Annotated in this window: 23 protein-coding genes and 1 tRNA gene; 8 read left to right on the forward strand and 16 right to left on the reverse strand. The window is 60.7% G+C overall.

Going from position 1 to position 22,700, the window contains the following annotated elements; translation table 11 throughout:
* Nucleotides 1-138: 138 nt before the first annotated feature.
* Nucleotides 139-798 carry a hypothetical protein gene (locus PS060_RS01075; protein WP_273984899.1) on the forward strand — a complete coding sequence of 220 codons (660 nt, stop codon included), beginning with the start codon at nt 139-141 and terminating at the stop codon, nt 796-798.
* A gap of 309 nt (nt 799-1,107) precedes the next feature.
* Here the strand turns inward: PS060_RS01075 and PS060_RS01080 are convergent, their stop codons facing one another.
* Nucleotides 1,108-1,761: a recombinase family protein gene (locus PS060_RS01080; RefSeq protein WP_273984900.1), complete on the reverse strand. Its 654-nt coding sequence runs from the start codon at nt 1,759-1,761 to the stop codon at nt 1,108-1,110.
* Nucleotides 1,762-2,210: 449 nt separating this feature from the next.
* Here PS060_RS01080 and PS060_RS01085 point away from each other — a divergent pair, with 449 nt between their 5' ends.
* Entirely contained in the window at nt 2,211-2,813 is a 603-nt protein-coding gene (locus PS060_RS01085; protein ID WP_273984901.1) for a hypothetical protein, read from the forward strand.
* Nucleotides 2,814-3,125: 312 nt separating this feature from the next.
* Here the strand turns inward: PS060_RS01085 and PS060_RS01090 are convergent, their stop codons facing one another.
* From PS060_RS01090 to PS060_RS01110, 5 genes are all read right to left on the reverse strand, one after another.
* Nucleotides 3,126-3,677 carry a hypothetical protein gene (locus tag PS060_RS01090; RefSeq protein ID WP_273984902.1) on the reverse strand — a complete coding sequence of 184 codons (552 nt, stop codon included), beginning with the start codon at nt 3,675-3,677 and terminating at the stop codon, nt 3,126-3,128.
* A 167-nt stretch (nt 3,678-3,844) separates the two neighbouring features.
* Entirely contained in the window at nt 3,845-4,645 is an 801-nt protein-coding gene (locus PS060_RS01095; protein WP_273984903.1) for a hypothetical protein, read from the reverse strand.
* The gene (locus PS060_RS01100) at nt 4,638-5,399 is read right to left on the reverse strand and encodes a hypothetical protein (protein ID WP_273984904.1); all 762 of its coding nucleotides are present in this window, start codon (nt 5,397-5,399) and stop codon (nt 4,638-4,640) included. The genes PS060_RS01095 and PS060_RS01100 overlap by 8 nt, the downstream gene beginning before the upstream one ends.
* A 213-nt stretch (nt 5,400-5,612) precedes the next feature.
* On the reverse strand, nt 5,613-6,518 hold the full coding sequence (locus PS060_RS01105; RefSeq protein WP_273984905.1) for a hypothetical protein: 906 nt from the start codon (nt 6,516-6,518) through the stop codon (nt 5,613-5,615).
* 83 nt (nt 6,519-6,601) lie between these two features.
* The gene (locus PS060_RS01110; RefSeq protein ID WP_273984906.1) at nt 6,602-7,522 is read right to left on the reverse strand and encodes a 3'-5' exonuclease; all 921 of its coding nucleotides are present in this window, start codon (nt 7,520-7,522) and stop codon (nt 6,602-6,604) included.
* Here PS060_RS01110 and PS060_RS01115 point away from each other — a divergent pair.
* Entirely contained in the window at nt 7,513-7,725 is a 213-nt protein-coding gene (locus PS060_RS01115) for a hypothetical protein (protein ID WP_273984907.1), read from the forward strand. The two genes, PS060_RS01110 and PS060_RS01115, sit on opposite strands and share 10 nt — an antisense overlap.
* Nucleotides 7,726-7,868: 143 nt before the next feature.
* On the opposite strand, the gene PS060_RS01120 is transcribed toward PS060_RS01115, so the two are convergent.
* The 6 genes from PS060_RS01120 to PS060_RS17020 all read right to left on the reverse strand — a co-directional run bounded on the left by PS060_RS01120 (nt 7,869) and on the right by PS060_RS17020 (nt 15,645).
* Nucleotides 7,869-8,606: a hypothetical protein gene (locus PS060_RS01120; protein WP_273984908.1), complete on the reverse strand. Its 738-nt coding sequence runs from the start codon at nt 8,604-8,606 to the stop codon at nt 7,869-7,871.
* A 139-nt stretch (nt 8,607-8,745) separates the two neighbouring features.
* Nucleotides 8,746-9,690 (reverse strand): DNA N-6-adenine-methyltransferase, encoded by a 945-nt coding sequence (locus PS060_RS01125; RefSeq protein WP_273984909.1) that lies wholly within the window; start codon nt 9,688-9,690, stop codon nt 8,746-8,748.
* A gap of 589 nt (nt 9,691-10,279) precedes the next feature.
* A complete protein-coding gene (locus PS060_RS01130; RefSeq protein ID WP_273984910.1) occupies nt 10,280-12,940 on the reverse strand; it encodes a relaxase/mobilization nuclease domain-containing protein in 2,661 nt (886 codons plus the stop codon).
* A complete protein-coding gene (locus PS060_RS01135) occupies nt 12,937-13,377 on the reverse strand; it encodes a hypothetical protein (RefSeq protein ID WP_273984911.1) in 441 nt (146 codons plus the stop codon). Before PS060_RS01135 ends, PS060_RS01130 begins: the two co-directional genes overlap by 4 nt.
* 135 nt (nt 13,378-13,512) lie before the next feature.
* On the reverse strand, nt 13,513-14,577 hold the full coding sequence (locus PS060_RS01140; RefSeq protein WP_273984912.1) for a hypothetical protein: 1,065 nt from the start codon (nt 14,575-14,577) through the stop codon (nt 13,513-13,515).
* A 495-nt stretch (nt 14,578-15,072) separates the two neighbouring features.
* Nucleotides 15,073-15,645 carry a transposase gene (locus tag PS060_RS17020; RefSeq protein ID WP_443112393.1) on the reverse strand — a complete coding sequence of 191 codons (573 nt, stop codon included), beginning with the start codon at nt 15,643-15,645 and terminating at the stop codon, nt 15,073-15,075.
* 46 nt (nt 15,646-15,691) lie between these two features.
* On the opposite strand from PS060_RS17020, the gene PS060_RS01145 reads away from it, so the two are divergent.
* Entirely contained in the window at nt 15,692-16,468 is a 777-nt protein-coding gene (locus tag PS060_RS01145) for a helix-turn-helix transcriptional regulator (RefSeq protein ID WP_273984913.1), read from the forward strand.
* Nucleotides 16,469-16,473: 5 nt separating this feature from the next.
* Here the strand turns inward: PS060_RS01145 and PS060_RS01150 are convergent, their stop codons facing one another.
* The gene (locus PS060_RS01150; protein ID WP_273984914.1) at nt 16,474-17,787 is read right to left on the reverse strand and encodes a tyrosine-type recombinase/integrase; all 1,314 of its coding nucleotides are present in this window, start codon (nt 17,785-17,787) and stop codon (nt 16,474-16,476) included.
* Nucleotides 17,788-17,946: 159 nt separating this feature from the next.
* Nucleotides 17,947-18,036: transfer RNA gene (locus tag PS060_RS01155), tRNA-Ser, on the reverse strand.
* Between the two features lie 179 nt (nt 18,037-18,215).
* On the opposite strand from PS060_RS01155, the gene hspQ reads away from it, so the two are divergent.
* Both hspQ and PS060_RS01165 read left to right on the forward strand, forming a co-directional pair.
* The gene (hspQ, locus tag PS060_RS01160) at nt 18,216-18,596 is read left to right on the forward strand and encodes a heat shock protein HspQ (RefSeq protein ID WP_273984915.1); all 381 of its coding nucleotides are present in this window, start codon (nt 18,216-18,218) and stop codon (nt 18,594-18,596) included.
* 26 nt (nt 18,597-18,622) lie between these two features.
* Entirely contained in the window at nt 18,623-19,246 is a 624-nt protein-coding gene (locus tag PS060_RS01165) for a hypothetical protein (protein ID WP_273984916.1), read from the forward strand.
* On the opposite strand, the gene PS060_RS01170 is transcribed toward PS060_RS01165, so the two are convergent.
* Nucleotides 19,236-20,084, reverse strand: a complete 849-nt coding sequence (locus PS060_RS01170) for an ABC transporter permease (RefSeq protein WP_273984917.1) — start codon at nt 20,082-20,084, stop codon at nt 19,236-19,238. The genes PS060_RS01165 and PS060_RS01170 overlap by 11 nt on opposite strands.
* A 140-nt stretch (nt 20,085-20,224) precedes the next feature.
* On the opposite strand from PS060_RS01170, the gene PS060_RS01175 reads away from it, so the two are divergent.
* A complete protein-coding gene (locus PS060_RS01175; RefSeq protein WP_273984918.1) occupies nt 20,225-20,929 on the forward strand; it encodes a GcrA family cell cycle regulator in 705 nt (234 codons plus the stop codon).
* A 107-nt stretch (nt 20,930-21,036) separates the two neighbouring features.
* On the forward strand, nt 21,037-22,002 hold the full coding sequence (locus PS060_RS01180; protein WP_273984919.1) for a DUF481 domain-containing protein: 966 nt from the start codon (nt 21,037-21,039) through the stop codon (nt 22,000-22,002).
* Here PS060_RS01180 and PS060_RS01185 read toward each other — a convergent pair.
* Nucleotides 21,990-22,670, reverse strand: a complete 681-nt coding sequence (locus PS060_RS01185; protein ID WP_273984920.1) for a spermidine synthase — start codon at nt 22,668-22,670, stop codon at nt 21,990-21,992. The two genes, PS060_RS01180 and PS060_RS01185, sit on opposite strands and share 13 nt — an antisense overlap.
* Nucleotides 22,671-22,700: the final 30 nt, after the last annotated feature.

Here is a 22,700-nt window from a genome sequence, read left to right on the forward strand (position 1 = left end):
CGTACCACAAAAATTGTAAAGTGTAAAGCTACACGCTACATGATTGCCTTTCGTGGCCGTAAGCCCTGCCGCTGCCGGTGCGGGTGGCGGTGGGAAATTTGTTTGGCGGACAAAATCGAAATGTCCGATAGTTAGCCCATGGCGATCTTCAGGTATTTTAGCGAGGAAGAGCATGCGCGCGATCTGATCGAGCATGGCCGCGTCCGCTTTTGCACGCTTGGCACCTATCATGTCTTTGAGGACAAAGAAGTGCGCCGCGATCCGAGCGACGGACTTTTGCGCTACAAGCCCGAGGGTGGCGTGACGATCAATCAGGGTGATCGGACCTTCCAAAACAACATGGCGTTCGTCTCGGTGGTGAAGGTCAACGATATCTACGTCTATTGCATGAGCAACAAGCTCTCAGAGGAGTTGGCCGCGAGGTTCAACAGCCCCTTCTGCGTTGAAATCCAGCATTCCCTTGGCTTTGTGGGCCGCATTCGTCGCCATGTGCGTTTGCGCTCGCAACTTGATCACGCGAACGTATTCGCCGGCCCCATCGACTATCGAGGGTTGGACCATGAACCCGGCGCGGATTGGGCACTTCCCGAACGCTTGGCTTTCATCAAGCCAGCAGCATTCGCGTGGCAAGAAGAGTTCCGCGTCGTCATCGGCAACAAAGGCGCGCTCGGCGTGGAAAACGTGGACACTCACCTCGAAGCCGACGGCCACAACCTCGCGGTTGCATATGAAGAGCGCGATCCGCTCGTGGTGAAAGTCGGCGATCTTTCGAGGATCGCTAAACTCCGCAAGTTCTGAACAAGCCATCGGAAAAGCGCTCGAACACGATTTCCACGTTGAACCCCCTAAATTCACGGGGTGAGTAGCGCTGAAGCGGTTTCGCGCGGACAAGCTTCCAATTATTGTTGCGGGGGAGGTGTCTGCTGTTGAGACGGTTGCCCGAAAGCTACCAGTCCGCAAACGACCAAATCTCTGTCATCCGACTGTCATGGTCTGGCAAATCCAGAGTGACCGCTGTTGGCCGGACCTGCCGGTCGACAAGTCGCGAGTGAACGGCAGAAACGTCCCAAAGCCCGTCATCCATATCCAGCACCAGGCCTCGCTTGCCTACGACCGCTTCCCCCGCCCCTCCCCCTGCATCTTCAGCGTGCGCTTGGCAAATTCACGAAGTTCGCCATTCGGGCCAATATAGCGATACGCCGTCGCCCTCGAGATGCCGAACTCTTTGATGACATCGATGACGCGTTTCCGGCGATCGCCCATGGCCTTATGGAGCAGACGGATCTCCTTTGGGGTCAGCTTGGGTCGACGTCCGCAGTGCTGGCCTCTTGCCCTCGCCGCAGCGATGCCAGCCCTCGTGCGCTCGACAATCAGCTCACGCTCGAATTCGGCCAGCGCCGCGAATATCCCGAACATCAGGCGGCCGCTGGCCGTGGTCGTGTCGATCATCGCCCCTTCGCCGGTGAGCACCTTGAGACCGATGCCGCGAGCGGTCAGCTCGCCGACGGTGTTGACCAAGTGGCGCAGGCTGCGGCCAAGCCGGTCGAGTTTCCAGATCACCAACGTGTCCCCGGGGGCCAACGCGGTGAGGCATGCATCCAGCCCCGGCCTGCTATCCCGGGTACCCGACATGCTGTCCTTGTAGATCCGCTTGGGATCAACGCCCGCGGCGATGAGCGCATCGTGCTGCAGGTGATGGACCTGACTGCCATCGGCTTTCGATACGCGGGTGTATCCGACCATTGAGACGTGTTCGGCCATTTTGGCCCTCCTTCCTGAGCCATTCCGGCCCTCTGACGCCCGATGGGGGCGCATAAACGCCTGATTAAATGCGGCAATCGGGCAAGAAGTCTCCCGTCTCAGAACCCTCCCCTTTCAAGCCAAATTTCGGCGTTCAAATAAGCATTTTCCACACGTCACGTGCATCAATTTGCTTCTGACACTCTTACTAAAAAGCGCCAAGGCAGTCGAAGATACATTGGGTGAATTGATGGGACGCAATTTCCAAGCGAGATAGGCACAACGAAATTTCGAAGCCTCAGCAAACATGACAACTGGCGACTATATGCTTATCAAGAGGTGCGCCAAAAAATTTTATTATAACGACGACATGAATGCGAAACGTAATTATTTGTTGCATATTTTATTAAACTATAATATTGCTATATCTGTTCATTATTGAGGTCATTGCATGAAATGAAGGAATTGGTATGCTAAAAAATGCTACGGGCAACTGTTATTGGAGATATGACCAGAACGACGAATACAGGCTCTCGTTCACAGCACGGCATCCTGACGGCGGGGAGGAAGTTCTTTATCACTTCAGAGCTTTCGAGTTGGATAAGTTTCTCTCGATCGCAGTCCTTATCGGAGAGCACCAACACCAATGGGCGCAATGGCGCAAGGCCTGCGAGCAAACCGAAGGGCCGGCTCTTGACGGCATCCTCAGCTCCATCACGAAGAAAGACTACTTCGAAAACGTAGTTGACGTGATCATTGCCAAAAGTCCTGGCCACAAGAATGCTGTGACTGTGACAGTGTGCCTGCTCCCCGATAGGAAAGTTGTCGTCATCAGACACAGATTTCAGAGTTCAGAGTTGCGCTCGGCCTTTTTGGGTTGGGTCGAAAAAGGTGGATATGCCCGCCGCGTCCGCATGAGCCTGATTGGCCTACTGGAGGGTAAGAAGGCACTTGGCGAAAAGATGGATGCCTTTGCCGAAGCGGAGCATAGCTTCGGGCAGAAAGTGATGAATGCAATGATCGCCGCTCTTGCGAACGGCAGCGACTACGCATTCATCCCCGGAGACGAATGACTCTGCGAAGCATTTGGCCGTTTATGGTCACGCTGCAATGGTGTGGCCCGCTGCTGGTTTGATGGGCACCAAGCTGCCCTCATTTCGGCTACTTCAGGTTCTGATGCTCCATCGATTGGACGGAGATAACCAAGGGGGCGAGCGGCGCCGGGTAGAGCCTTAGAAGCAATCGATGCAGTTGGACACGTCCGCCTTCAACCGCGCGTTGGTGGGGTACACCTTCCCGCCTTTGTCGCTGGGTTTTGTGGGGTAAGAAGAACCTAAGCATGGCGGCATCAAACGTTCGTCAGCCAGCGTTCCGATCCCTTCAGATCAGACGCAGATCCTCGCTCGCTGGAGCGCGCACCATGCGAGGTGTGCAGAGAACAATGCCCGCTGCTCCTTGGCGGAACAGAACGAGGCGGCATAGATCACCCACATGGCCTGCGCATGGAGCGGCGCCCGGCGACGCCAGCGCAGCGGCGTTGATCCGCGCCCGGGCATGTCCAGCCCGATCAATATGCCGGCTTCGGCCAGCTCGTGCTCGTCGGCATCGAAGCCGATTACGGTATTGGTGTCGAGCGCCTGAGCGAGGAAGACAGCATCGGTCGACGGGCCAGCTATATTCACCGGTGCCTGGCGCGCCTGCCTGATCAGCACGATAGCATCGGCGGGGATGGAGCGAGCAGCACCCGCAAGGATGTCAGCGGCATCATCCTCGGGATCGAAGAAATGATGCTCAAGCGCGAAGGCGACATCGAGGCGAGAACGCCGGTGCACCGTGAACAGCGCGAGCGAGCTGATGGCCGAGCGCGGGTCGGTTTCGGGGTGGGTGCGGATGATCGAGAGGGATATCAGGGTTTGGGGATGAGGCATGGGCTTCATGTTGTTCGTGTTTCCTTGAGCCGCAAACGCAGACAGGCGGCGCCTGTGTGGAGACGCCGCCTGCTGGTGCGGGATGATGGGTGGTTTTGCCGCCGACGATGAAGGCGACGGCGTTCGATGTGCTGGAAGAGGATACTGCCGGAGCGGCAACACCCCCTTTCCAATGGTCAGCCGAGATCGATCCTCTCGTCCGCAAAGCGGAGCAGCAGCAGATGCTCGGTAAGTGCCCGTGATCCGCCCTCGGCCGCCATCTCACCCCAGGCTTGCCAGCGGTCGAGATGGTGCGCCAGCCAGCCAAACAGCCGGTCGCGGGCATAATCATCGGGGAACGACAACGCCCACAGCACCCGCGTGAGCGGGATGGCGTCCCCCATTTCGTGCCCGATCAGCTTGATCCCGGCCTTGCCTGCGACCGGTTCGCGCACGAACCGATACCGTAGTGCCCTGCCCAGCGCCTCCTGTGCCGCCATGACCTGTTCGCGCTCTTTTCGGGTTCTGCCGCCGTCGAGCCCGTTCATGCCGGCCAGCGTCGGAAAGTCGAGCGGGGCAAGATCGGGGGCATTGACCGACCGTGTTGCGGCCAGCATTCGCGCCGCCGCCCGCCCCTCGACGGTCACCTCCCGGTCCTTGATCATTCCCTGGCCTTGCAGCCATGCCATGTAGTGGCGCTGGCTCTGCCAGCCCCCGCCGAACAGGTCGGCGACCGCGGCCTCGAAGCCCGTCATCCTGTTCATCAAGGCGTGCAGAATGCTCAGCAGCAGCTCGCAGCCGTCGTCGACCTTATAGGAGCCGAGGCTTGGCATTCCGAGGCGGGCTTGCCAGAAGTAGTGGCGCAGACTGGGCCACACAGTCCCATCCTCGTCGATGAGACCATCGATTGCGGGATCCTGGCGAGCCCAATAGCCCCACGGATGGTGCTCATTGCGCCGGGCAGCATAGCCGCGGGGATCAGGTGCGAAATCAGTCATGGCCGCCTCCGTTTCTCGGGAGCAGTGCCTTGGGCTTGGCATCAAGGACAAGCGGCACACCCGCCCCGGCAACTGCGTCACCACCAAGGCTGGCCGTTTGATCCTCGAGCGCCTTCAGCCGAGCTGCAAGGTCGACAACCTCTCCGGCGACATAGGCCAGGTCGCGGTAGACCTTTTGCCCTGCCTCCCTGTTGTGATCGTTGCGCGCGTAGCCGTGGGGCAGAAGGTCCCCCGGCTTGTTCGTATTGAACCCGAACCACCATGCATCGCGGCCGCCGCTGGCGTCACTGTCTGCCGTGGTAGGAACGTGCTGGCGTGACCGCGCGTGGTGATGCACGTGGCAGATCTGAAGCATCGGCGGCCCGTCCTGATTGCACAACGCCGAATAATCGAGCCCCCGGTGCGGCGAGATGCCAAGGTCAGACGGAATCGCGTCCCGCTCATAGCACCACAGCGGGTGCGATGGGGTGACAGCGACATAGCCTGAAAGTGTGCCATCGGATTGCCGCAGGATCAGACAGGAATAGCCGGTCGCGGGATCGCGCCAGGCGATCCTGTCGGGCTCATCACGCCATGGCCCTTCCCCATAAGGCCGGCGCTCAGGGATCTGCGTGACTTGTTCGGGGTCGATGGCGTGATCGCCCAGGATCAGCCGTTCGGGCAAGGCAATGGTCGTGAAGCGCGGTGCTACCGGCACCAGGCTGCGGCTTTTGCTCCCCGCACCGCGGCGGGGAGGCTTGGTTGACTTGGTCATCTATAGATTTCCTTCAGATACAAAAAAGCCGCAGGGTCCGGATGGGACCTGCGGCGGATGGCCTGCCGTTCGGACAGGCATGAGAATCTGCGCATCCTACATCGACTCCCGGCGCGCGCAGAACGCCGGGCAGCTGCGGTCATGGTGAGGTCATGAGGTTCTCCTTGTCGGGGGCTGGGCCGAAATCAGGCGGCGAGGCGCGCAACTTCGGCGCTACGCAGCCCGGTATACGACGCCCCTCAGCCGTCCTGCCGCGAGCATCTGACACGCCCACGGCGCAAAGCTGTTGCGGATGAAGGGGCTCGCCGGTTCGGCCCGGCCTGCCGCATCGGCCAATGCGGCAAAGGACTTGGGAAGATCGCAGGCGATCACGCCGTGCGAGACCAGATGCCGCAGGCCGATCACGCTGGCGGCCAGCACATCGGCCAGGCACTGATCACGCACCTTGCCCCAATCTCCGATCTCCACCAGTGGCCCCACCTCCTTGGCCGGCGTGGGCTTGGCTGGAATACCGGACCCGGCGGCATATTCGGGCAGGTGCGGAAAGCGGGCGCCGCCTGACACGGCCTTGCACAGGTCAAGGCGCAGGCGGGTATGAGGATGCGGGTCGGCAATTTGCGGCGGCAGCAACATGCCCGCCTCGCTCGCGACCCGGCGCAAGACGGCGAGATCCTTCCCCTCGCCGCCCCATGTGACCAACGGGGCATCAGCATAACGCTCAAGCGTGCCGAACAGACGCGTGGCGATCTCAAGTTCGTCGGCCTGGTCATTTGCAATGCAGGTGAATTCCTCGACCATCGGAGCCTCGGACCCCGCATCTAAACGCAGGATCATCCAGCTCCCGCAGGCGACGCGGTGGAACGGCCAGCGGATATCGTAACGAGCGTCGCTGCCCTCGCTACTGGCATAGCCGGCATAGCGAATTCGGTCGTAGGCGAACTCGAAATCGGCGATGACGAGGCGGAGCGGCCGGTGCTGCTCAGGCCCATTGCCCTTTGCCCGAGAGACAAACATGGCCGCATCACGCTCAAGCGCTGCTGCCAATGCGCCTTCGGCAACGGTCGAAACCGGATCGGCAGCCATGCCGATGACTCTGTTGGTGTCATTGAATTCGTTCATTTCTATTCTCCTTGAAACGCAGAAGGCCCGCCAAACTGGCGGGCCTTCTGAGGGTGTGATGGTGATGGGATTGAGGGGGTTATTCAGCGATGCCGCTCACGCGCGGTGATCGGCATCAGCCGCGGCGCAGGCAGGCCTTCTCGCTGGAACCACAGCTGTTCAGCTTCGACCGCTTCGGGCAGGATCTCCCGCCACCAGACCTTTCGCAAAAGGTGAGGATCCCAGGAATAACCGCGGGCCTGAAGCAGGTTTTTCTTCGCATAGGGGGCGTTCACGGCGTCCACCCTGATCGTCTCGCGGTCACTGGCCGCAAGCATGCGCTGAAGGTGTGTGCGCTCGGCTGAGGCAGCATCCCCCTGGCCCCTTTCAGGATCTGAGCGCGATTGCTGCAGCAACCAGAAGAGCGCCCACACATCAGCCGGAGCACGGTGCGCGGTGGTGAAGGCACCATGCTGCAGGAGCAAATGATGCTGGGAGCGACCTTCGAGCCCGAGCGACTGCCACGGAATTTCGCTGCACGAGCATGCCCATGGTTTCTCCCAAAGATCGGGCCAGCGCTGCAATATCCAGGCGAGGTCAAACCGCGCATTATGGGCAACGAGCAGATCTGCTCGGTCCAGCAGGCGGCTGACCGCTTCATCATCGATCGCCTTCCCGGCGAGATCTGCATCGGTGAGGCCCGTCAATTGCGCGATGTTCTCATCAAGCGGATGGCCGGGATCCTGCAGCCAGCTGAAAATCGGGAAATGGCCGAGCAGGTTGCCGTCCCCGTCGACCCAACAGAGTTTGATCGCGAGCTCTATGATGCTTCCCGTCGCCGCATCGAGCGAGGTCGTTTCCACATCGAGTAGGGCAATGCAGCGCCCTACTGGCGGCGAACCATTTGCCGGCATTGACGCGTATGGCGGCGGAAGCGCGCGCAGGATCCGGTAGTCGGGGTATTCGGCAAGCCTGTCGGCGAGGGCCTCGCCGACCGGATCGAGATGATGATGTGATGACTTCATGCTACGGTTTCTCCAATGGTATTGGTGAAACCGGCGAGGCGAAGGCCGAGCCGTTACGCTCACAGCTTCTTTTCCTCTCCTATGCCGGTTTCACCCGGCAAATCTCCTTCACTATCATATCGGCTTTGGTGGTCCTGCCGGCAGGCATGGCCCGCTATGCTTTGGCGCGCGCACGGGAGCGCTGGCCTCTTTTCCAGCTGTAGCGACAAAAAAGGGGCGCTCTGACAAGCGCATCCGTAAGGTGTTGCGGGCTCAGCCTATCGGGCTGCGCGCAGGCGCGGCTTTTCCTCTTTGGCGGCAAAAAAAGAGCCACTTCCGAGCGCCTCGATTGGGCGAGGAAGGCCGCTCAATCTTCACCCTTGCTGCCCGCGGCAGATGTCTGCTCCCAATCATGCCCGGGCAAAAAGTCGTCAGCCTGAGGCTTTGACGAAGAACCCTTCGACGGTACGTTGGGATCCTTCCTTGGTCGACCGCGTCCCCGCTTCGGAGACGCGGTCTGAGCATCCGGCTCGGTTTGCGCCTGTTCGGCACCATCGGACGATGCAGACCCTTGGCCAAGGTTGGCCAAAAGCCGATTGTTGAATTCTCTGGCCTCATCGCGGGCAGCTTCCGCCTTGCCGAGTCCGGCCTGTGCCTGTGCAAGTTCCGCTACAAGCCGGGAGTTCTCTTCGGCCAAAGTCAGACGGGCGCGTTCTGCGTCGTCAAATCGGCCACGAAGTTCGTTGTAGCGTGCCTCAAGATCATCGAAGCGTTCAGACCACTTGCCTGCGTCCCGCTCATGGGCTTCGGCATCCTCGGCGCGGTACTTGCCAACCAGACCTTTGGCGAGACGGCGGAAAGTCTCGAATGTCACGTCGAGGACGGCATCCATCTCTGGCGGAGCCTTGGTCACGTAAGGCACGCCTTCGGCGATCCTGCGCTCTTTCCAGTCCGCTACCGCTTCGCCTAAGGCACCATTGGCCTTGGACATGCCGATGCGGACGGCGACCTGATTGGATATGACCTTGTCGATGTCATAGCCATGCTCCTTGAGGAGCTGATCGGCAGCTGCATCAATGTCGGCCTGGGTAGTTTTGTCACGCACGCGATCATCTCCTTCCATTTTGTTGGCGAAAAATGCGACATTCGCAGTCTTCGCTGAGTTCGCAGTCTTCGCAGATCTTGATGTGGGGGCACTCAGGGCAATGTGCCTTAGCCATTAAAACCTTCCGTATATCAGTCCCCTATGCGCGAAGTTCCAACCACGCGCCATCGACCAATTGCGCAAATGCTTCGCGCTGAGCTTGAGTTGTGCCGAGCGCGATCATCATTGACGCCTGCGGGGATGGCTCGCTGGTGCCATCCGGTTTCAGGTACTTTAGACGCCCCTTGAAGAGAAAGACCGAGGCACCGCGCTGCAAGGCATCGTGAAAGTCAGCAGAATCGGTTTTCGCATTGCTGAGGCACAGGAGGATACCGACCCTTCCTGCCTGCCACTCGACATTGACCTTCTTGAGCCATTTGGACGCTTGGCTATAGGGCGGGTTCACGAAGACAAGGTGCCCTTCCCAAGGCGTTGCAAGCCCATCTCCGCCGACTGAATGTCTGATCTGGTGTGCCGCCTGCATCGGGCTGCGGGCATGTGCGCATGGATCAAAGGTCACCTTGCCGAATGCGACCTCAATCGCGTCGACAACATGCTTCGGTGTGAAGCGGGAGTCCTTGTCAGACGCACCTTTGGCCAATGGACTTGACCGACGACCATATACAGGAGCCAGGATCCTCAAGACAACAAGTAGATCCGCCACGAGGCCAACGCCCCTTTCGAGATCGGCGACAACTGGGATCGCGAGCCCCGAGCGCTCAGCCAGCTTCTCAATCGTCCATTTCTTCGCCTCGCGGGTTGCAACCAATCGATCGTGCAGCATGACACCCTGCTTGATCCCGGTTAGGTCGATTTTCAGTGTGTCCATCACCCTCGCGAGATGCTCCACGCGGCCTATTCCCCCTTCGATGTCTCGGATGTCGGCCGCAGCACAGCCAGCGTAGGAAGCAAGCACTTCGGGCGTCAGCGCTTCTGCGATACGAGCTCGCGTGACCTCGGCAAGGAGATCAAACGGCGGGCGGCCGATATCTCTCGTTTGAACGGGACAGTATATTCCTGATTTAGCAATACTCTTGGGGGGCATGGGTCCGGCCTTTTGTCGAAAACCGAGGCGTCGAGATGCGCGCAAGGCGCACCTCTCCCATCGGTCAAAGTTAGGGGTGCCGAAGCCGTGGGACATCTCCCACTCTCGACCGGAACGCCCAGCACAGGATCGATCCATCCAGCGCGCAGCCGGACATGCGGACACGTTCAAAGGACTCTATGGCTCCCGAGTCGAAAACCTTCAAGGTCCTTTTTTAAATAAAAGTTGAACATTATTTATGGAGCAACCTTCTCTAAAAGAAGAGAGCAACCCCGGATCGCCTGTGATTTCTTAGTCTGAATTGTGTCTATGTACAAAAAGCACCATTTCGCCAAATACTGACTTGGTGAATGAACCACTCTTCTCCATCGGAGGCGATACAGGCATGATGACTGCCATGCGCAAGGCTCGTTGCGCCTGCTCACTATGAGCAGCGCGCCGGTCGGCAGAGGTCGTCTCCTTCCATCTTGTCGGCGAAAAATGCGACATTCGCTGTCTTCGCTGGCTTCGCTGGCTTCGCTGGATTTATTGCGGCAGGCACTCACGGCAAGGCACCTTAGCCCAAAACATCCTTCTGAAAATCAAACTCTTATCTACTGTAACGTCCCCCGTTCGGCCCGAAGTTTCGTGCATAAGCCCGGGTCCGCTTGTGCCAGTCTCGATTGGGTTCGCCCGACTTGCGGTAAGCATGGCCCTGATAGGTCTCGGCGAAGCTCCCTTTGGTGCGGCGCAGGGCCTCGGCCTCGTCATAGCTCATCGCTTCGAACAGCTCGTGGCGATAAGACCACGCAACATCAGCAGCCTTTGGCGGCGCGGCGACGTTGCGATCACGGGCGTCTGTCGCGACCTTGTTTCCATGCCGCACGGATGCGGCGAAGAATTCTTCGGCCATTGCACCGATCAGCCGCTCATCGCCGCGAGCACGCACTGCCCTCCACGCACGCACCTCTGGTCGCTCATCAAGGTTGAAGGCAAAGCGATCAGGACGAATCCGGGACACCGCCAGCAGGCGCTGAAAGCTGGGATCGTCCTTCTGCGCATCCCAGAACGTCTCAGCCCACTTGTCTCCCTTTTGGCTGGCGCTCAGGTTGCCATCGCTCAATTTCACACGCTCCGAAAGAACAGCTGCGGCAATCCAACGCCGTTGCTCGATCTGCACAGCCTCGATCGCCTCAAGGCGAGATTGAACGACGGGCAGGATGATCTGACGCTCCCGCCCGCGGTAGGACGCGCGCAGCGAAGAATCGTCGAGAAAACGGGCGCCGTCGACATTGTAGCGGGAACGGACCAGATGAAGTTGGTTTCGGTCGATCCGGTCGAGCGTGCGCAGTGCGGCAAAACTGACGTCCGGCGGAGGGTTAGGTTGCCAGGGGGCATTCAACTCGGCATCATTCCGCCTGCGAAAATCACGGATGGCTTCCCGATCAAATGACAGGGCGTCTTGCGCCCGGCGCTTACGGTCCTGGCGGGTTTTCGATCTCCACAACACCAGCCTGTCCCGGTGCCTGGACCACGTGCGAGCACGTTCCACGATCCCAGAACCCGGCTGATTTGCGACTTTCGTGCGATGGTCCATCACCGCATCAGCGAGGCGCTGCGGCAAGAGTTCGATATCAAGTTCTGCGGCAATGCGGGCCAGAGACTGGCGCAGCTTCTGGCGGGCGACCAGGCGAAGTTTCCTGAAGCGGGACTGCGCCAATTGGACGGCATGAATTCGTGCCTGTCGTGCAGCGATCAGAAGCTGGATCGTGCGCGCACGCTCGATAATGGCGAGCCGCCCGTCCAGATAGTAACGGGTCTCATCCTTCCCTGGCACGACATGATAGTGGTCATCCAGATGGTCGCGCGGACGATTGCCAACATCGGTTGTCTCGCCCGCTTGCCGTGGCTCGCCCCACAATAGCGCAGATACCTCGGGCTTTGGCTGCGTACAGGCCTTGGGCCCTCGGGCGGCCGTGATCTTGGATGGCGTGACGACATTCTGCCGCTGCGCTTTGACAGCAGCCAATTCGGCCTGATGCGCTGCCTTGCGCCGCTTACGGGCCGCATTGGCACCATCACCTTTCTCGGCGACGAGCTTCTTGTTGTATCTGACCTTATATTCTGTCTCGAGCCCTTCGATGAGCGCCTTGTATTCGGAGAGCTCCTCCTTCCGGGCTGCCTGGTCAGCCGCATCGGCCTTTTCGGGCGCATTGTAGGAGGGCGTAACGAAGGCCCGCACTGCAAGGTCAGGAGCAGGCGGGACGTAGTCAGCCTTTAGCCGCTTCGATAGTTTTCCCAGAGCAGCGTTGGCGTAGGCATCACCCGCTCCGCAGCGCAGGCCTTCGCATTCACTCCAGCGCCCCGCAACGGTGACCGCCTCAAGCACCCCCGTGTTGCCAACCTTCACATAGCGATAGCCGATCCCAGCCAAACGTTTGTGGACTTCCTGCCACGACTTGGCTTTCTCGATGCAGGGTTTTGCAAGCATCTGGGCGGATCGGTTGATTGTCCAAGGCTGACCCGGTTCAAAGCCAGCGGGCGCCTCATTTTTGAGGACCGCTTCGCCATGATCGCGCTGCATGGTGCGCATGGCCTTGCGATCAAGCAGCAGCTTGCCCTCCGCGTCGGCCACCTTCGTCTGGGTCAGGAGGTGATAGACACCCGTGTCGTCAGCGACGTAGCGGCGGTTCGGCTCTGGCGCGAGGTCAAGACGATACTCGCAAATGGCGATCGCGATCTGGGCCTTCTCCTTCCACCATCCCTCGCCGAAGGCGACCGGCTCATTCGTATCCGCAAGGAAGGATACGATGAGGCCATGGTCATGCAGGTGATCGGTGTCCTGGTGGGTGGCCCAGATCATGGGGCACTCCTCCACGCACAGCACCCTGGCGATGATCCGCCGGATTGCCTCCCTCTCCTCGTCGGTCAGTTCTTCTCCGGGCCGGTGGCTCACTACCAGGTGCCAGAACCGCTCGAGCCCGGCACTCGCCGCGTGGCTGGCAAGCTCGTCGATCTGCGCCTCGGGTTCCTCTGCTGTGAGGTTGTAGGCATAGCGCCCAGCAACGCGATCTGGCGCGCGATCAAAGTCTGCGACATAATCGCCAACGGGCCTCACCAGATCGCCTATTTGAACATCCGAATTGCCCTCACCAATTCCAAAGATGTAGCGACCAGAAGACAGCGAGGTGCCGAACGCCAGATTTTGCGCCGTCGCACCGCCAGCCACCTTCTTGGCGCGCGCCTGATAGCGCCACATTTTGATGATCATGGGCGGGGTTTCCCCGACTTTGTTAGCTGGATTACGCGATCGCTCTGCACTCTGGATGAGATCGCCTGAGACGCCTTTTCGGCGAGCTTAAGGGACTTCCCGATGATCCGGAACGCCTCGTTTACGTCTTCAAGGAACTGCGGATCGACCTCGATATGGCGCACGTCAGGTCCGCCCAGAAGGACGTCCCACTTCTCTTCATTCCACCGCTTCAGCACCTCCCGCAGACGCTTCATTTGCGCAGCGCTGGCATTCATTTTCGCGCAGACATCGAACAGCGGATCGCGGTAGTTCGCGCTCAACAAGATACGCTCGCGGCACATTTCGGAGAGGCTCCGGCCGCCCGCTTTACGAACAAGCTCGGCATATTCTTCCTCGCTGAAATAAACGGCAACACGCGGCTTTTTTGTCACCTTTTTGCTGTCAGACGAGGACATGCATATCCTCCATCTTCAACTTGCCGAAGGCAGCAATTACAACGCCGTCACGAAGCGCAAGCGACACGATGGCGCCAAGTGTGTGGCACACACGCCCTTCCTGCAAAATGCTTAGGCCCCTTTTTATGAAACTTTTCATGGAAGCTTCACTCCGATCTGAGTGAAGATACCGTCTATAAGCTTTCGCTGTTGAGGACCGCGATTGCAAAATTCGTCCAGCTCTTCACTATGATCGACAAGAGCGTCTATCGCAGATCGAAACGCCCGTTCATTGAAACTGCCCGGCTTGATAGCATTGAGTAATGCATTGGCCTTGTGCGCACCTGACTTAAAAAAGAAGGTTGGGAAATCTGGGATGATTATTGCCTTTCCTTCAAACATTTCGCGCCTCGTGTTTGAAGGCAAGGAGTCACTCGCCATCGCCGGTGACGCAAGGCTGTGCACCCGCGGCGACTGGCTTGGCGCTGCTGGAACTTTAGGTGGCTCCGAAGTGACAGTTCGAACGGACTCGCCCCCTGAAGGCGCCGACAGCCCCGAAAGGTGTGCGGAATCGTTCTTTTCCAGTGAGGGGCCCGCCGCCTCAGCAAGTCGGGCTGCCGGTATCGGTTCTGAGCGCGGCAGATCCACGCCTGCCTGCGGAAGGTGATGAGCACTGGGATGATGTGTCTCGCGCGAATGACTGGACGTGAATGACGGCTTCCTTGGGGCTGCCTCAGCCTCTTGCGATGCCGCCACGCCCTGAATTTGCGCACGCCATTGCCCATCCAAGGCGGCTGTCCAGACGACGGCGTTGTCGGGGCGTGAACTACTCCAAGCGACGACCGCAGAGCGCCTTTCCTCCTGCAGAACCCACCGCCGCGGTTTGGCCCAGGTGAGCCACTTCAGGAGAAGCCCTCGGTGGTCGGCCGACAATGTACAAATGCGTGCAACCTTGTCGGCGATGCTCTTGGGCTTGCCCCCGCTCCCCTTGCGATACGCCTGCCGTAGCAGGGTGAGGGCACACAGGATGGCAGCGGCGTTCAGCCCGTGCAGCGACGGCTCGTCCGGGTCGAGGAGGCTGTTACCGTACTGATCGCGCAGGCGCTTCTCCTGGCGCGCAGCCTTCTCGGCACTTGTCTGCGGGCGCCGCCTGCGCTTTACCTTTTGAGTGTCGAGACACGATTTTGTAGTATCACTCTCGGCAGTATTTTCAGGTCTCATAACTAGCCTCCTTTGGTCGAAGACTAGTTATAGAATGGGGTCCGGCATTTGGAGAAATGTTGGGCACATTTTTTTAAAAGTTTTCTTTGATGGGGGTTTTGTCGACGATCAGAATCGGCGTCAGCGGCAGAAATGGCGCTTGCTGATGCCCCGCTCAAGGGGCCGTGATAGCTAGGCTTCGTAGCCAGAGGGCATCCACAGTTCGACTGATGCGAGAGCAACGAAGCTGAGGTCGGAGTCCTTGGTTTTGTCGTAGCGGGTCCCGATGCGCCGCCAGTTCTTGATTTTGTTGAACCGGCGCTCGATCAGGTTGCGCCATTTGTGTTTGGCGCGGTCGTGCGGGACGGAGTCGCGCCGGTTGACCTTGGTCGGGCTTACGAACTCGAGGACTGCGGCCTAAATCTCCTCGCGGATCGCATCCGCATCGTATCTCCGATCAGCTAGGAAGGCCTCGATCCGGTCGGTTATCATGCGGAACAGCGAAGCAAAGCCCGCTCATCGGGCACCTGCCCCGGTGTCAGTGCGAAGCCGGGCGGGAGACCTCTGGCATCGCACCTTGCGTGGAGCTTGGTAGTAAAGCCGCCGCGCTATCGGCCAAGCGCCTCGATTTGCTGAGTCCCCTTTTTTGCTGACAGCACAATCATGTGCCCGGACCACGGTACGATGGATCGTGTCGGCGGCAGTATCCCTGCCCACCAGCTCGGCCAGCGTTTCGAGCATGGTATGGAACACGCCGGCCGTGCCCCATCGCCGATAGCGTCGGAACACGCTGTTCCACTTGCCATATTCGTCGGGCACATGCCGCGACTGTGCGCCGGTCCGCGCGATCCACATCATGCCTTCAAAATAGGGGCAGTTATCCTGCGCCGGGCGATGTCCCCGACCCTGCTCAGGCGGCAGAATTGGCCCGGCCACATCCCATTCTTTGTAGGCAGGGCCGATCCGCCCGCCCGAGGCTGACTTCAAAAGACAACCCTGATCGAGCGAGACCCCAGTCAAGCTTTGTCCACGAAACCTAATCGCGCACCGATTGGGCAACCACAGGATACTCTTGAAAGCGGACGTCATCTGTGACGATAAGCTCCTCGCGAGCTCATAATCGCTATAGGTTCGAATGACATTTATCACGCCATGGTCGCCCTACGCTGAGCAAGCCTTTGCGACATCAGCGGGTCGCATATCCCTGGTCAAAGCTTTCGGCGACCTGGTCCGCGTCCGACAGGGCTTCAATCCGCACGAGCTTCCGGAAATCTTCGCCGCGCCTGAAGACGAAGGCGAGAACGACGCCTGCCGCCATCTGGTAAATATGGATGCCGCGTTTTTGACGGGGCAGTTCCTAAGAGAAAGAATTGCGACCTTCGCGCGGCCGCTAGGCGGCGGCGAGGTTGTCGCGATCACGGCAAGCATGTGGGAGACCGATGATCCCCTGCCGAGGATGGCAACTGGGGCTTTCAACCTCGAGCTGTGGGCCAAGCCCGACGCACGGCCAACACACCGGATATTCGTCGACAGCGCTGGTTTTGACGAGTGGCTTGCTGGTTTGGAGTCATCCGGTCGCCTTAACAGTCGCGATCTCGAGGCCGCGCTTGATCCGCAACTGCGTGCAGCGAGGGCAGTGGCTGCTCGCCGGGCGAAGACTGCTCTCGAAACGCACGGGCAAAGCTCCCAAGGCGACACGGAAGTCAGCTTGTCGCGGTCCCTCGCGGTCGGTGATGAGTTGCTGACTCTTCCGGAGGTCGAGGCGCTGATCAAGTTCAAGCGAAGCACGATCTACACCAAAATCAAAAGCGACGGTTTTCCAAATAACATCGTCCTTGGTGGTCGGGCCGTCTGGCGCAAAAGCGCGGTGCTCGCATGGATCGAAGAAAAAGCAGCCCAGGGCGGAGGATAGGGAAGCTAGCGGCGTTTGCGACGGGGGCTGTCCAGGATTTCAGTGGCCGGTAGTGCGCCTTCCATGATCATATTCGCCCACCGCTTGGCCAACTCGCGTCTGCGATCCATATAGCGCGCCCGGTTGTAGCGCAATTCGGTGGCGCTCATGCCTGCGGGCGTATGGGCCAGCATCAGGTCGATGATCAGGCGGTCGGCAAGCAGTCGAACGTCAGCACCCAACTCGCGTTCGGCCTGCTCGTTCATGATGGTTGAAAAGCTCGAGCGCCAGCCATGCGGCACATGGCGTCCTTTATAGCCCTCGCGGTTGTAGAGGTAACCAATCGCATTCTCGGTCATAGCTACAGTGCCGGAACGGGCATTGGGGAACACGAAAGGCGCCTTGCCGGTCAGAAGGCGAACAGCGCGCAGTGTTTCGACGGCCTGCCACGCCAGCGGGATCTTGTGGTCGAACGCCTCGTCGCTGCGGAGGTGCAGCTCCTGTTTGATCTTCTCTGCAGGCACCGTCCAGAGCGCTTCGCTGACATCCGACGACGGATTGCTCCAGTCCACACCGCTGATTTCGCCCCATTCCAAGTGTCGGACCATCCCAGGGCGCTGGGCTGTGAGCGCAAGGAACCGGCCTGCGAGGCGGGTGACTGGAGAGGCACCAGCCCGGTCGATGTCTCCAAGCATTTTTCGAATAGCGCCCACGTCCAGCAGCGCCGGATAACGCTTGGAGGGCGGGAGGGGCGCCAGCGCGTCATTCAAGTCGTTCGCCGGGTTCTCGAGACCAGCGCCATGCGCGTTCACATAGCGATAAATGGCAGCCACCCGCTGTTTTACCCGCCGGGCCGTCTCGATCGAGCCACGCGCCTCGATCTTTCTCAGGACCGAAAGCAGGAGAGGTTTGTCGATGACGTCCATCGGCATTGTTCCCAGATGCGGGAAGATATCCCGCTCAAGGCTAGTGATCACGTCATCGGCGTGAACTGGTTTCCACCTGGGCTTCTGGACCGTGTGCCATTCGCGGGCTGCCTGTTCAAAGGTTTGGAAGGTGCCGCTATCGCCAACCAACTTGGCCCGCTTGGCAGAAACTCGAGGGTCGCGGCCCTCCCGCAGCAGCTTGCGTGCATCGTTGCGCTTCTCCCGTGCCTCGGCGAGCGAGACCTCTGGATAGGTCCCCAGGGTAAGGAGCTGTTCTTTGCCATCCAGCCGATACTTAAAGCGCCACGATTTATGATTCTTCGGCGAGACATGCAGGAAGAGCCCGCCGCTGTCGGATACCTTGTACGCTTTGTCCTTCGGTGCGGCAGCGCGAACGCCTTTGTCCGTAAGCATCCAATACCCCCAATCGCTAGAGTTCCTTACCCCCAATCTACCCCGAGATGCATCTGGCTAGGGAAGGATTGAGCTGGAACGGATTGGACGCCAAAACCCTGTATTGTAAAGGGCTTGCTACACTCTTTGGATGCGTTTGGACCTGATTGGAAAGCCCGGTGGCGGAGAGGGTGGGATTCGAACCCACGTTACCGTTGCCGGTAAACCGCATTTCGAGTGCGGCGCATTCGACCACTCTGCCACCTCTCCGCGAGGCCTGTTGCGCGTTTGAAGGCCGCTTGGTCGCAGGCGGCGGGCAACAGGAAGCGCGCCCGTTAGCCCAAGGCGCGCGGCTTGCCAAGACCCGGATCACCACAAAATGCGGGCATATCTCGCAGCCGCACAAATGCGGTGCTTGTTTTGCGTCGGCAAAGGTCCATATTGGCGCAATGGAACGCGCAGAGTTCTTTTCGAGCCAGGCTGGCCGCACCATCATCGCCCCGCGTCAGACCCGTGCACGCTTCGGCATTGGCGACGTCGTTCGCCACCGCCTGTTCGCCTTCAGGGGTGTGGTGTTCGACATTGATCCGGTCTTCGCCAACTCGGAAGAATGGTATCAGTCGATCCCCGAGGACATCCGCCCACGGCGCGATCAGCCGTTCTATCACCTGCTCGCCGAGAACGACGACAGCTCCTATGTCGCCTATGTGAGCCAGGGCAACCTCATCGCCGATCCGCAGGGCGGGCCGGTCGATCACCCGACGGTGCGCCAGCTGTTCGACAGCTTCAAGGATGGCCGCTACCGGATGCGGGCGTCGCTCACACATTGACAACCTTCCCCGGTTATACTGGGGGAATGGTCGACGCGGGGCAATCCGACAATGCGCATATGGCCCGGCTACGGCTGGCGCTGGAGCGCGAACTGCATCCCGACGAGGCGGTGCAATGGCATGGCTGGCAGCTTGGCCGGATCGAGCGCCGGTTGTTCCTGACCTATGTCTTTGCCATTCCCTGGACGGCCTTTTCGGTGATGTGGACCGTGCTGGCGGCCGGCGCGATCTCAGTGTCCGAGATCGGCCTGGTCGGCATTGCCTTCCCGCTGTTCGGCCTGCCCTTCATTGCTGTGGGCCTGTGGATGCTCTCGCGCCCCTTTGTGCCTCTGGTCGAGCGCGGACGGGTGCTCTATGTCGTGACCGACAGGCGGGCGCTCAAGCTCAGCCTCGGGCGGGAGCTTGCGGTCACGACGCTGCCGGCCGACCGGATCGGCCTCGTCGAGCGTCGCGAATTGCGCGATGGATCAGGCACACTCAACCTTGCGGTGAAGATCGGGCGCGACAGCGACGGTGACCGGCAGACCGATTTCTTCACGATCGGTCTCGTCGCCGATGTCATCGGAGCACAGACAGCGCTCGACCGGATCGCCGCAAGGCCAGCCCGCGGCACGAATGCGACCGGCGCTGCGGGCGTGGTCAGCTCTTGAGCTTCCACCCACTGCGCAGCACGGCATAGACCCCCGCCGCCAGCGCCAGGTTGAGCGCCAGCAGACCTGCCGCCGCTGCCAGCACATGATCCGCCCCGCCGATGTCGCTCTGCCCGAGAAAGCCATAGCGAAAGCCCGAGATCACGTAAAAGAACGGGTTCAACCGGCTGATGGTCTGGAACGCGCCGTGGAGGTTCTCGATCACGTAGAAGGTCCCCGACAGCAGCGAGAGCGGGGCGATGATGAAGTTGGTGACGGCGGCGTTGTGATCGAACTTTTCGGCCCAGATCGAGGTCGCAAGGCCCACTGTCGCCAGCATCAGCGATCCCATCAGCCCAAACCACACCACCGCCCAGGGATGCGCCACACCCAGCGACACGCCCGGCCACAGCGCCATGGCCAGCGCGACTGTGAAACCCACAGCAATCGCCCGTGTCACGGCGGCGGCAAGAATCCCTGCCATCAACTCGCCCGACGACAGCGGCGGCATCAGGAGGTCGATGATCGTCCCCTGCATCTTGCCCGACAGCAGCGAGAAGCTTGAATTGGCGAAGGCGTTTTGCATCATCGCCATCACGATCAGCCCCGGCGCCACGAAGGTCGCAAAAGGCACCCCCAGCACCGTTCGCCCTTCCCGCCCCAGCGCGACGGTAAAAATCACGAGAAACAGCAGCGTCGTGAAGGCCGGCGCCCAGATCGTCTGCGTCTGCACCTTGAGAAACCGGCGCACCTCCTTCATATAGAGGGCCGAAAGCCCAACGCGATTGATCCCGGTGATAGTCGGGACTGCGCGCGGGGAGAATCGGATGCTCCCGCCGGTCTTGTCATCAGCCGTCATTTCATTCACGGGAGCGGCATTGGGCAAAGGGTTTGCAGATGCGTTGTCGGCCATGGCGATGGTGCCTAGGCCGCTGATGCGCCCCTGACAAGCACACCGCCATCCGGCCCGGGGCCGGACACACAGAACAGGTAGAACATATGAGTTGGACCGACGAGCGCATCGCAACGCTCAAGAAGATGTGGGAAGGCGGCGCAACCGCCAGCGAGATCGCCACCGAGCTGGGGGGCGTCAGCCGCAACGCAGTGATCGGCAAGGCGCACCGCCTCGGCCTGAAGGCGCGCCCGTCTCCGGTGAAGGCCAACGAGAAGAAGAAGGCGGCCGCTCCGGCCAAGAAGCCCGCGCCCGCTCCGCGCCCGGTCGAACCGCGCGCCGAACCTGCCGAACGTGCCGCTGCGCCGGTCGAGGCTTCCGAACGTCCCGCCCCGCGCAGCCCTGCGCCCGCCCCGCGCGCCGAGCCCGCTGGCGAGAGCGCAGCGCCTTCGCAGCCGATGCCCGCTGAGAACCTGCCCAAGATCGTCTCGGTCGGCCCCGGCGGTTTCCTCAGGCAAGGCCCGGGCGATCAGCAGGCGCCGATCCCGCCCGCACCGCCGCGCCGCCTCGTGCCGGCCAAGCCCAGCCCCGAGATCGCCGGCAAGACCAGCCTGCTCGATCTGTCGGACAAGGTCTGCCGCTGGCCGATGGGCCATCCCGGCGAGCCCGATTTCCACTTCTGTGGCGAGCCGGTGAACCCCGGTTTCCCCTATTGCGTCGAGCATTGCGGACGTGCCTATCAGGCGCAGCTCCCGCGCGGCGTGCGCCGCCCGCCGCCGCCGCTGCCCTTCGGCGGCCCGCGCGTGCGTTAAGGCTCGCGGAGGAGCACCGGGCGGAGTTGGCGAGGCGCTCTGTGGACAGGCCTTGCCCTCGCTCCGCCCTGCCCGCTATGGGGTAAGGAGGCAAAGGGAGCGCTAACATGGCAGGCACGAGCAAATGGCGGCGCATCATCCTTGCAGCCATTTTGGCGGGGTTTGCGACGTCTGCCCCTGCCCACGCCGAGCTGCCCGAACCCGTGCGGGCCATGATCGATGCTGCGATAGCCACGGGCGATGAAGCCAAAGTGCGCGTCGTCGCCGATCTTGCCCGCGCCACCAACCCTGCCGACATCGACGAGATCAACGCCATCGTCGCTGTTTTCGAGGCGAAGATGGTGGCCAAGCACGAGGCAGAAGCCAAGGCGAAGGAAGAGCAGATCCGCACCGCCGGGCTGTTCGAAAACTGGAGCGGCAAGGGTGAATTGGGGGGCTTCCGCGCCACCGGCAACACCAACAACACCGGGCTAACCGCCAGCCTGACGCTCGACCGACAGGGGATCGACTGGCGCCATCGCTTCACCGGCCGGGTCGATTACCAGCGCAACAGCGGCGTGACCACGCGCGAGCAATATCTGGCGCGTTACGAACCCAACGTGAATGTCTCAGACAATTTCTATGTCTATGCCCTCGCGCAGTATGAACGCGACCAGTTTCAGGGCTTTGATGCGCGCTACGCGATCTCGGGCGGGATGGGATACCAGGCGCTCAAATCCGACGCGGTGCAGCTTTCGCTGAAAGCGGGACCGGCCTACCGCGTGACCGAATTCACCGACGGCCGCAGCGAAAGCCGCATTGCCGGACTGGTGGGGATCGATTTCGACTGGAACCTGACCGAACGCCTGAAGCTGACGCAAGATACCAATGCGGTGGCAGAAACAGGCGGATCGGCGATTGCGATCATCGATTCGCGCAATACCTCGATCGACATCATCACCGGCCTCGACGCGGCCATCGCGCGCAAGCTGAAGGCGCGGTTTTCCTATGCGGTCGAATATGACAGCAACCCGGCCCCCGGCGCGGTGCAGACTGACACGCTCAGCCGCGTGACGCTGATCTATGATTTCTGAGCGAACCAGATGATGTGATGCGCGCCCTTATTGTTCGGGCGCGATCGAACGTTCCATTCGGTCACCGTCAGCCCCGTATCATAGAGCCGCTTGCGGAAGGCAGGGTCTGGCCCGGCTGACCACACCGCGAGGATGCCGCCCGGCTTCAGCGCGTCTCTCGCCTTGGCAAGCCCGGTGCGCGAATAGATGCGGTTGTTGGCATCGCGCACGATCCCGTCGGGACCGTTGTCGACATCGAGCAGGATAGCATCGAACTTGGCGCAGGTGCCGTCATTGGCATCGTCGATCAGCGCAGCGACATCGCAGATCTTGAGGTCGAGCCGCGGGTCCGACAGACCCTCGCCCGTCAGCGCGGCCATCGGCCCCTTGGCCCAATCGATGATCGCCTCGGAAATCTCCGCGACCACGATCTGCGCCTTCTGCCCCAGCTTGGCCGCCGCTGCCCGGTAGGTGAAGCCCATCCCGTAGCCGCCGATCAGGATACGCGCATTGTCCTTGCCCAGCCGGTCGATGGTGAGATCGGCCAGCTGCTCTTCCGAGAACCGCATCCGCGTGCTCATCAGCTCGTTGCGGCCCATCACGATCATGAAGTGACCGGCATGGGTATAGAGTTCGAGGAGGACGCCATCCTCGATCTGGGCGGTGTCGATCAGTTCGCGCTGGAGCATGGTCTTCAAAATCCAAAAGCAAGGCCGCCC

The sequence above is a fragment of the Erythrobacter sp. BLCC-B19 genome (genome assembly GCF_028621955.1).
Lineage (GTDB): Bacteria > Pseudomonadota > Alphaproteobacteria > Sphingomonadales > Sphingomonadaceae > Erythrobacter.

What these genes read in the sequence shown, in the direction of transcription:
- PS060_RS01085 (WP_273984901.1), top strand. Translation starts at nt 2,211, where the DNA reads ATGCTAAAAAATGCTACGGGCAACTGTTATTGGAGATATGACCAGAAC.
- PS060_RS01105 (WP_273984905.1), bottom strand. Translation starts at nt 6,518, where the DNA reads ATGAACGAATTCAATGACACCAACAGAGTCATCGGCATGGCTGCCGAT.
- PS060_RS01125 (WP_273984909.1), bottom strand. Translation starts at nt 9,690, where the DNA reads ATGCCCCCCAAGAGTATTGCTAAATCAGGAATATACTGTCCCGTTCAA.
- hspQ (WP_273984915.1), top strand. Translation starts at nt 18,216, where the DNA reads ATGGAACGCGCAGAGTTCTTTTCGAGCCAGGCTGGCCGCACCATCATC.
- PS060_RS01135 (WP_273984911.1), bottom strand. Translation starts at nt 13,377, where the DNA reads ATGTCCTCGTCTGACAGCAAAAAGGTGACAAAAAAGCCGCGTGTTGCC.
- PS060_RS01165 (WP_273984916.1), top strand. Translation starts at nt 18,623, where the DNA reads ATGGTCGACGCGGGGCAATCCGACAATGCGCATATGGCCCGGCTACGG.
- PS060_RS01185 (WP_273984920.1), bottom strand. Translation starts at nt 22,670, where the DNA reads ATGCTCCAGCGCGAACTGATCGACACCGCCCAGATCGAGGATGGCGTC.
- PS060_RS01150 (WP_273984914.1), bottom strand. Translation starts at nt 17,787, where the DNA reads ATGCTTACGGACAAAGGCGTTCGCGCTGCCGCACCGAAGGACAAAGCG.
- PS060_RS01130 (WP_273984910.1), bottom strand. Translation starts at nt 12,940, where the DNA reads ATGATCATCAAAATGTGGCGCTATCAGGCGCGCGCCAAGAAGGTGGCT.
- PS060_RS01145 (WP_273984913.1), top strand. Translation starts at nt 15,692, where the DNA reads ATGACATTTATCACGCCATGGTCGCCCTACGCTGAGCAAGCCTTTGCG.
- PS060_RS17020 (WP_443112393.1), bottom strand. Translation starts at nt 15,645, where the DNA reads ATGACGTCCGCTTTCAAGAGTATCCTGTGGTTGCCCAATCGGTGCGCG.
- PS060_RS01110 (WP_273984906.1), bottom strand. Translation starts at nt 7,522, where the DNA reads ATGAAGTCATCACATCATCATCTCGATCCGGTCGGCGAGGCCCTCGCC.
- PS060_RS01090 (WP_273984902.1), bottom strand. Translation starts at nt 3,677, where the DNA reads ATGAAGCCCATGCCTCATCCCCAAACCCTGATATCCCTCTCGATCATC.
- PS060_RS01115 (WP_273984907.1), top strand. Translation starts at nt 7,513, where the DNA reads ATGACTTCATGCTACGGTTTCTCCAATGGTATTGGTGAAACCGGCGAG.
- PS060_RS01100 (WP_273984904.1), bottom strand. Translation starts at nt 5,399, where the DNA reads ATGACCAAGTCAACCAAGCCTCCCCGCCGCGGTGCGGGGAGCAAAAGC.
- PS060_RS01140 (WP_273984912.1), bottom strand. Translation starts at nt 14,577, where the DNA reads ATGAGACCTGAAAATACTGCCGAGAGTGATACTACAAAATCGTGTCTC.
- PS060_RS01080 (WP_273984900.1), bottom strand. Translation starts at nt 1,761, where the DNA reads ATGGCCGAACACGTCTCAATGGTCGGATACACCCGCGTATCGAAAGCC.
- PS060_RS01095 (WP_273984903.1), bottom strand. Translation starts at nt 4,645, where the DNA reads ATGACTGATTTCGCACCTGATCCCCGCGGCTATGCTGCCCGGCGCAAT.
- PS060_RS01075 (WP_273984899.1), top strand. Translation starts at nt 139, where the DNA reads ATGGCGATCTTCAGGTATTTTAGCGAGGAAGAGCATGCGCGCGATCTG.
- PS060_RS01170 (WP_273984917.1), bottom strand. Translation starts at nt 20,084, where the DNA reads ATGACGGCTGATGACAAGACCGGCGGGAGCATCCGATTCTCCCCGCGC.
- PS060_RS01175 (WP_273984918.1), top strand. Translation starts at nt 20,225, where the DNA reads ATGAGTTGGACCGACGAGCGCATCGCAACGCTCAAGAAGATGTGGGAA.
- PS060_RS01180 (WP_273984919.1), top strand. Translation starts at nt 21,037, where the DNA reads ATGGCAGGCACGAGCAAATGGCGGCGCATCATCCTTGCAGCCATTTTG.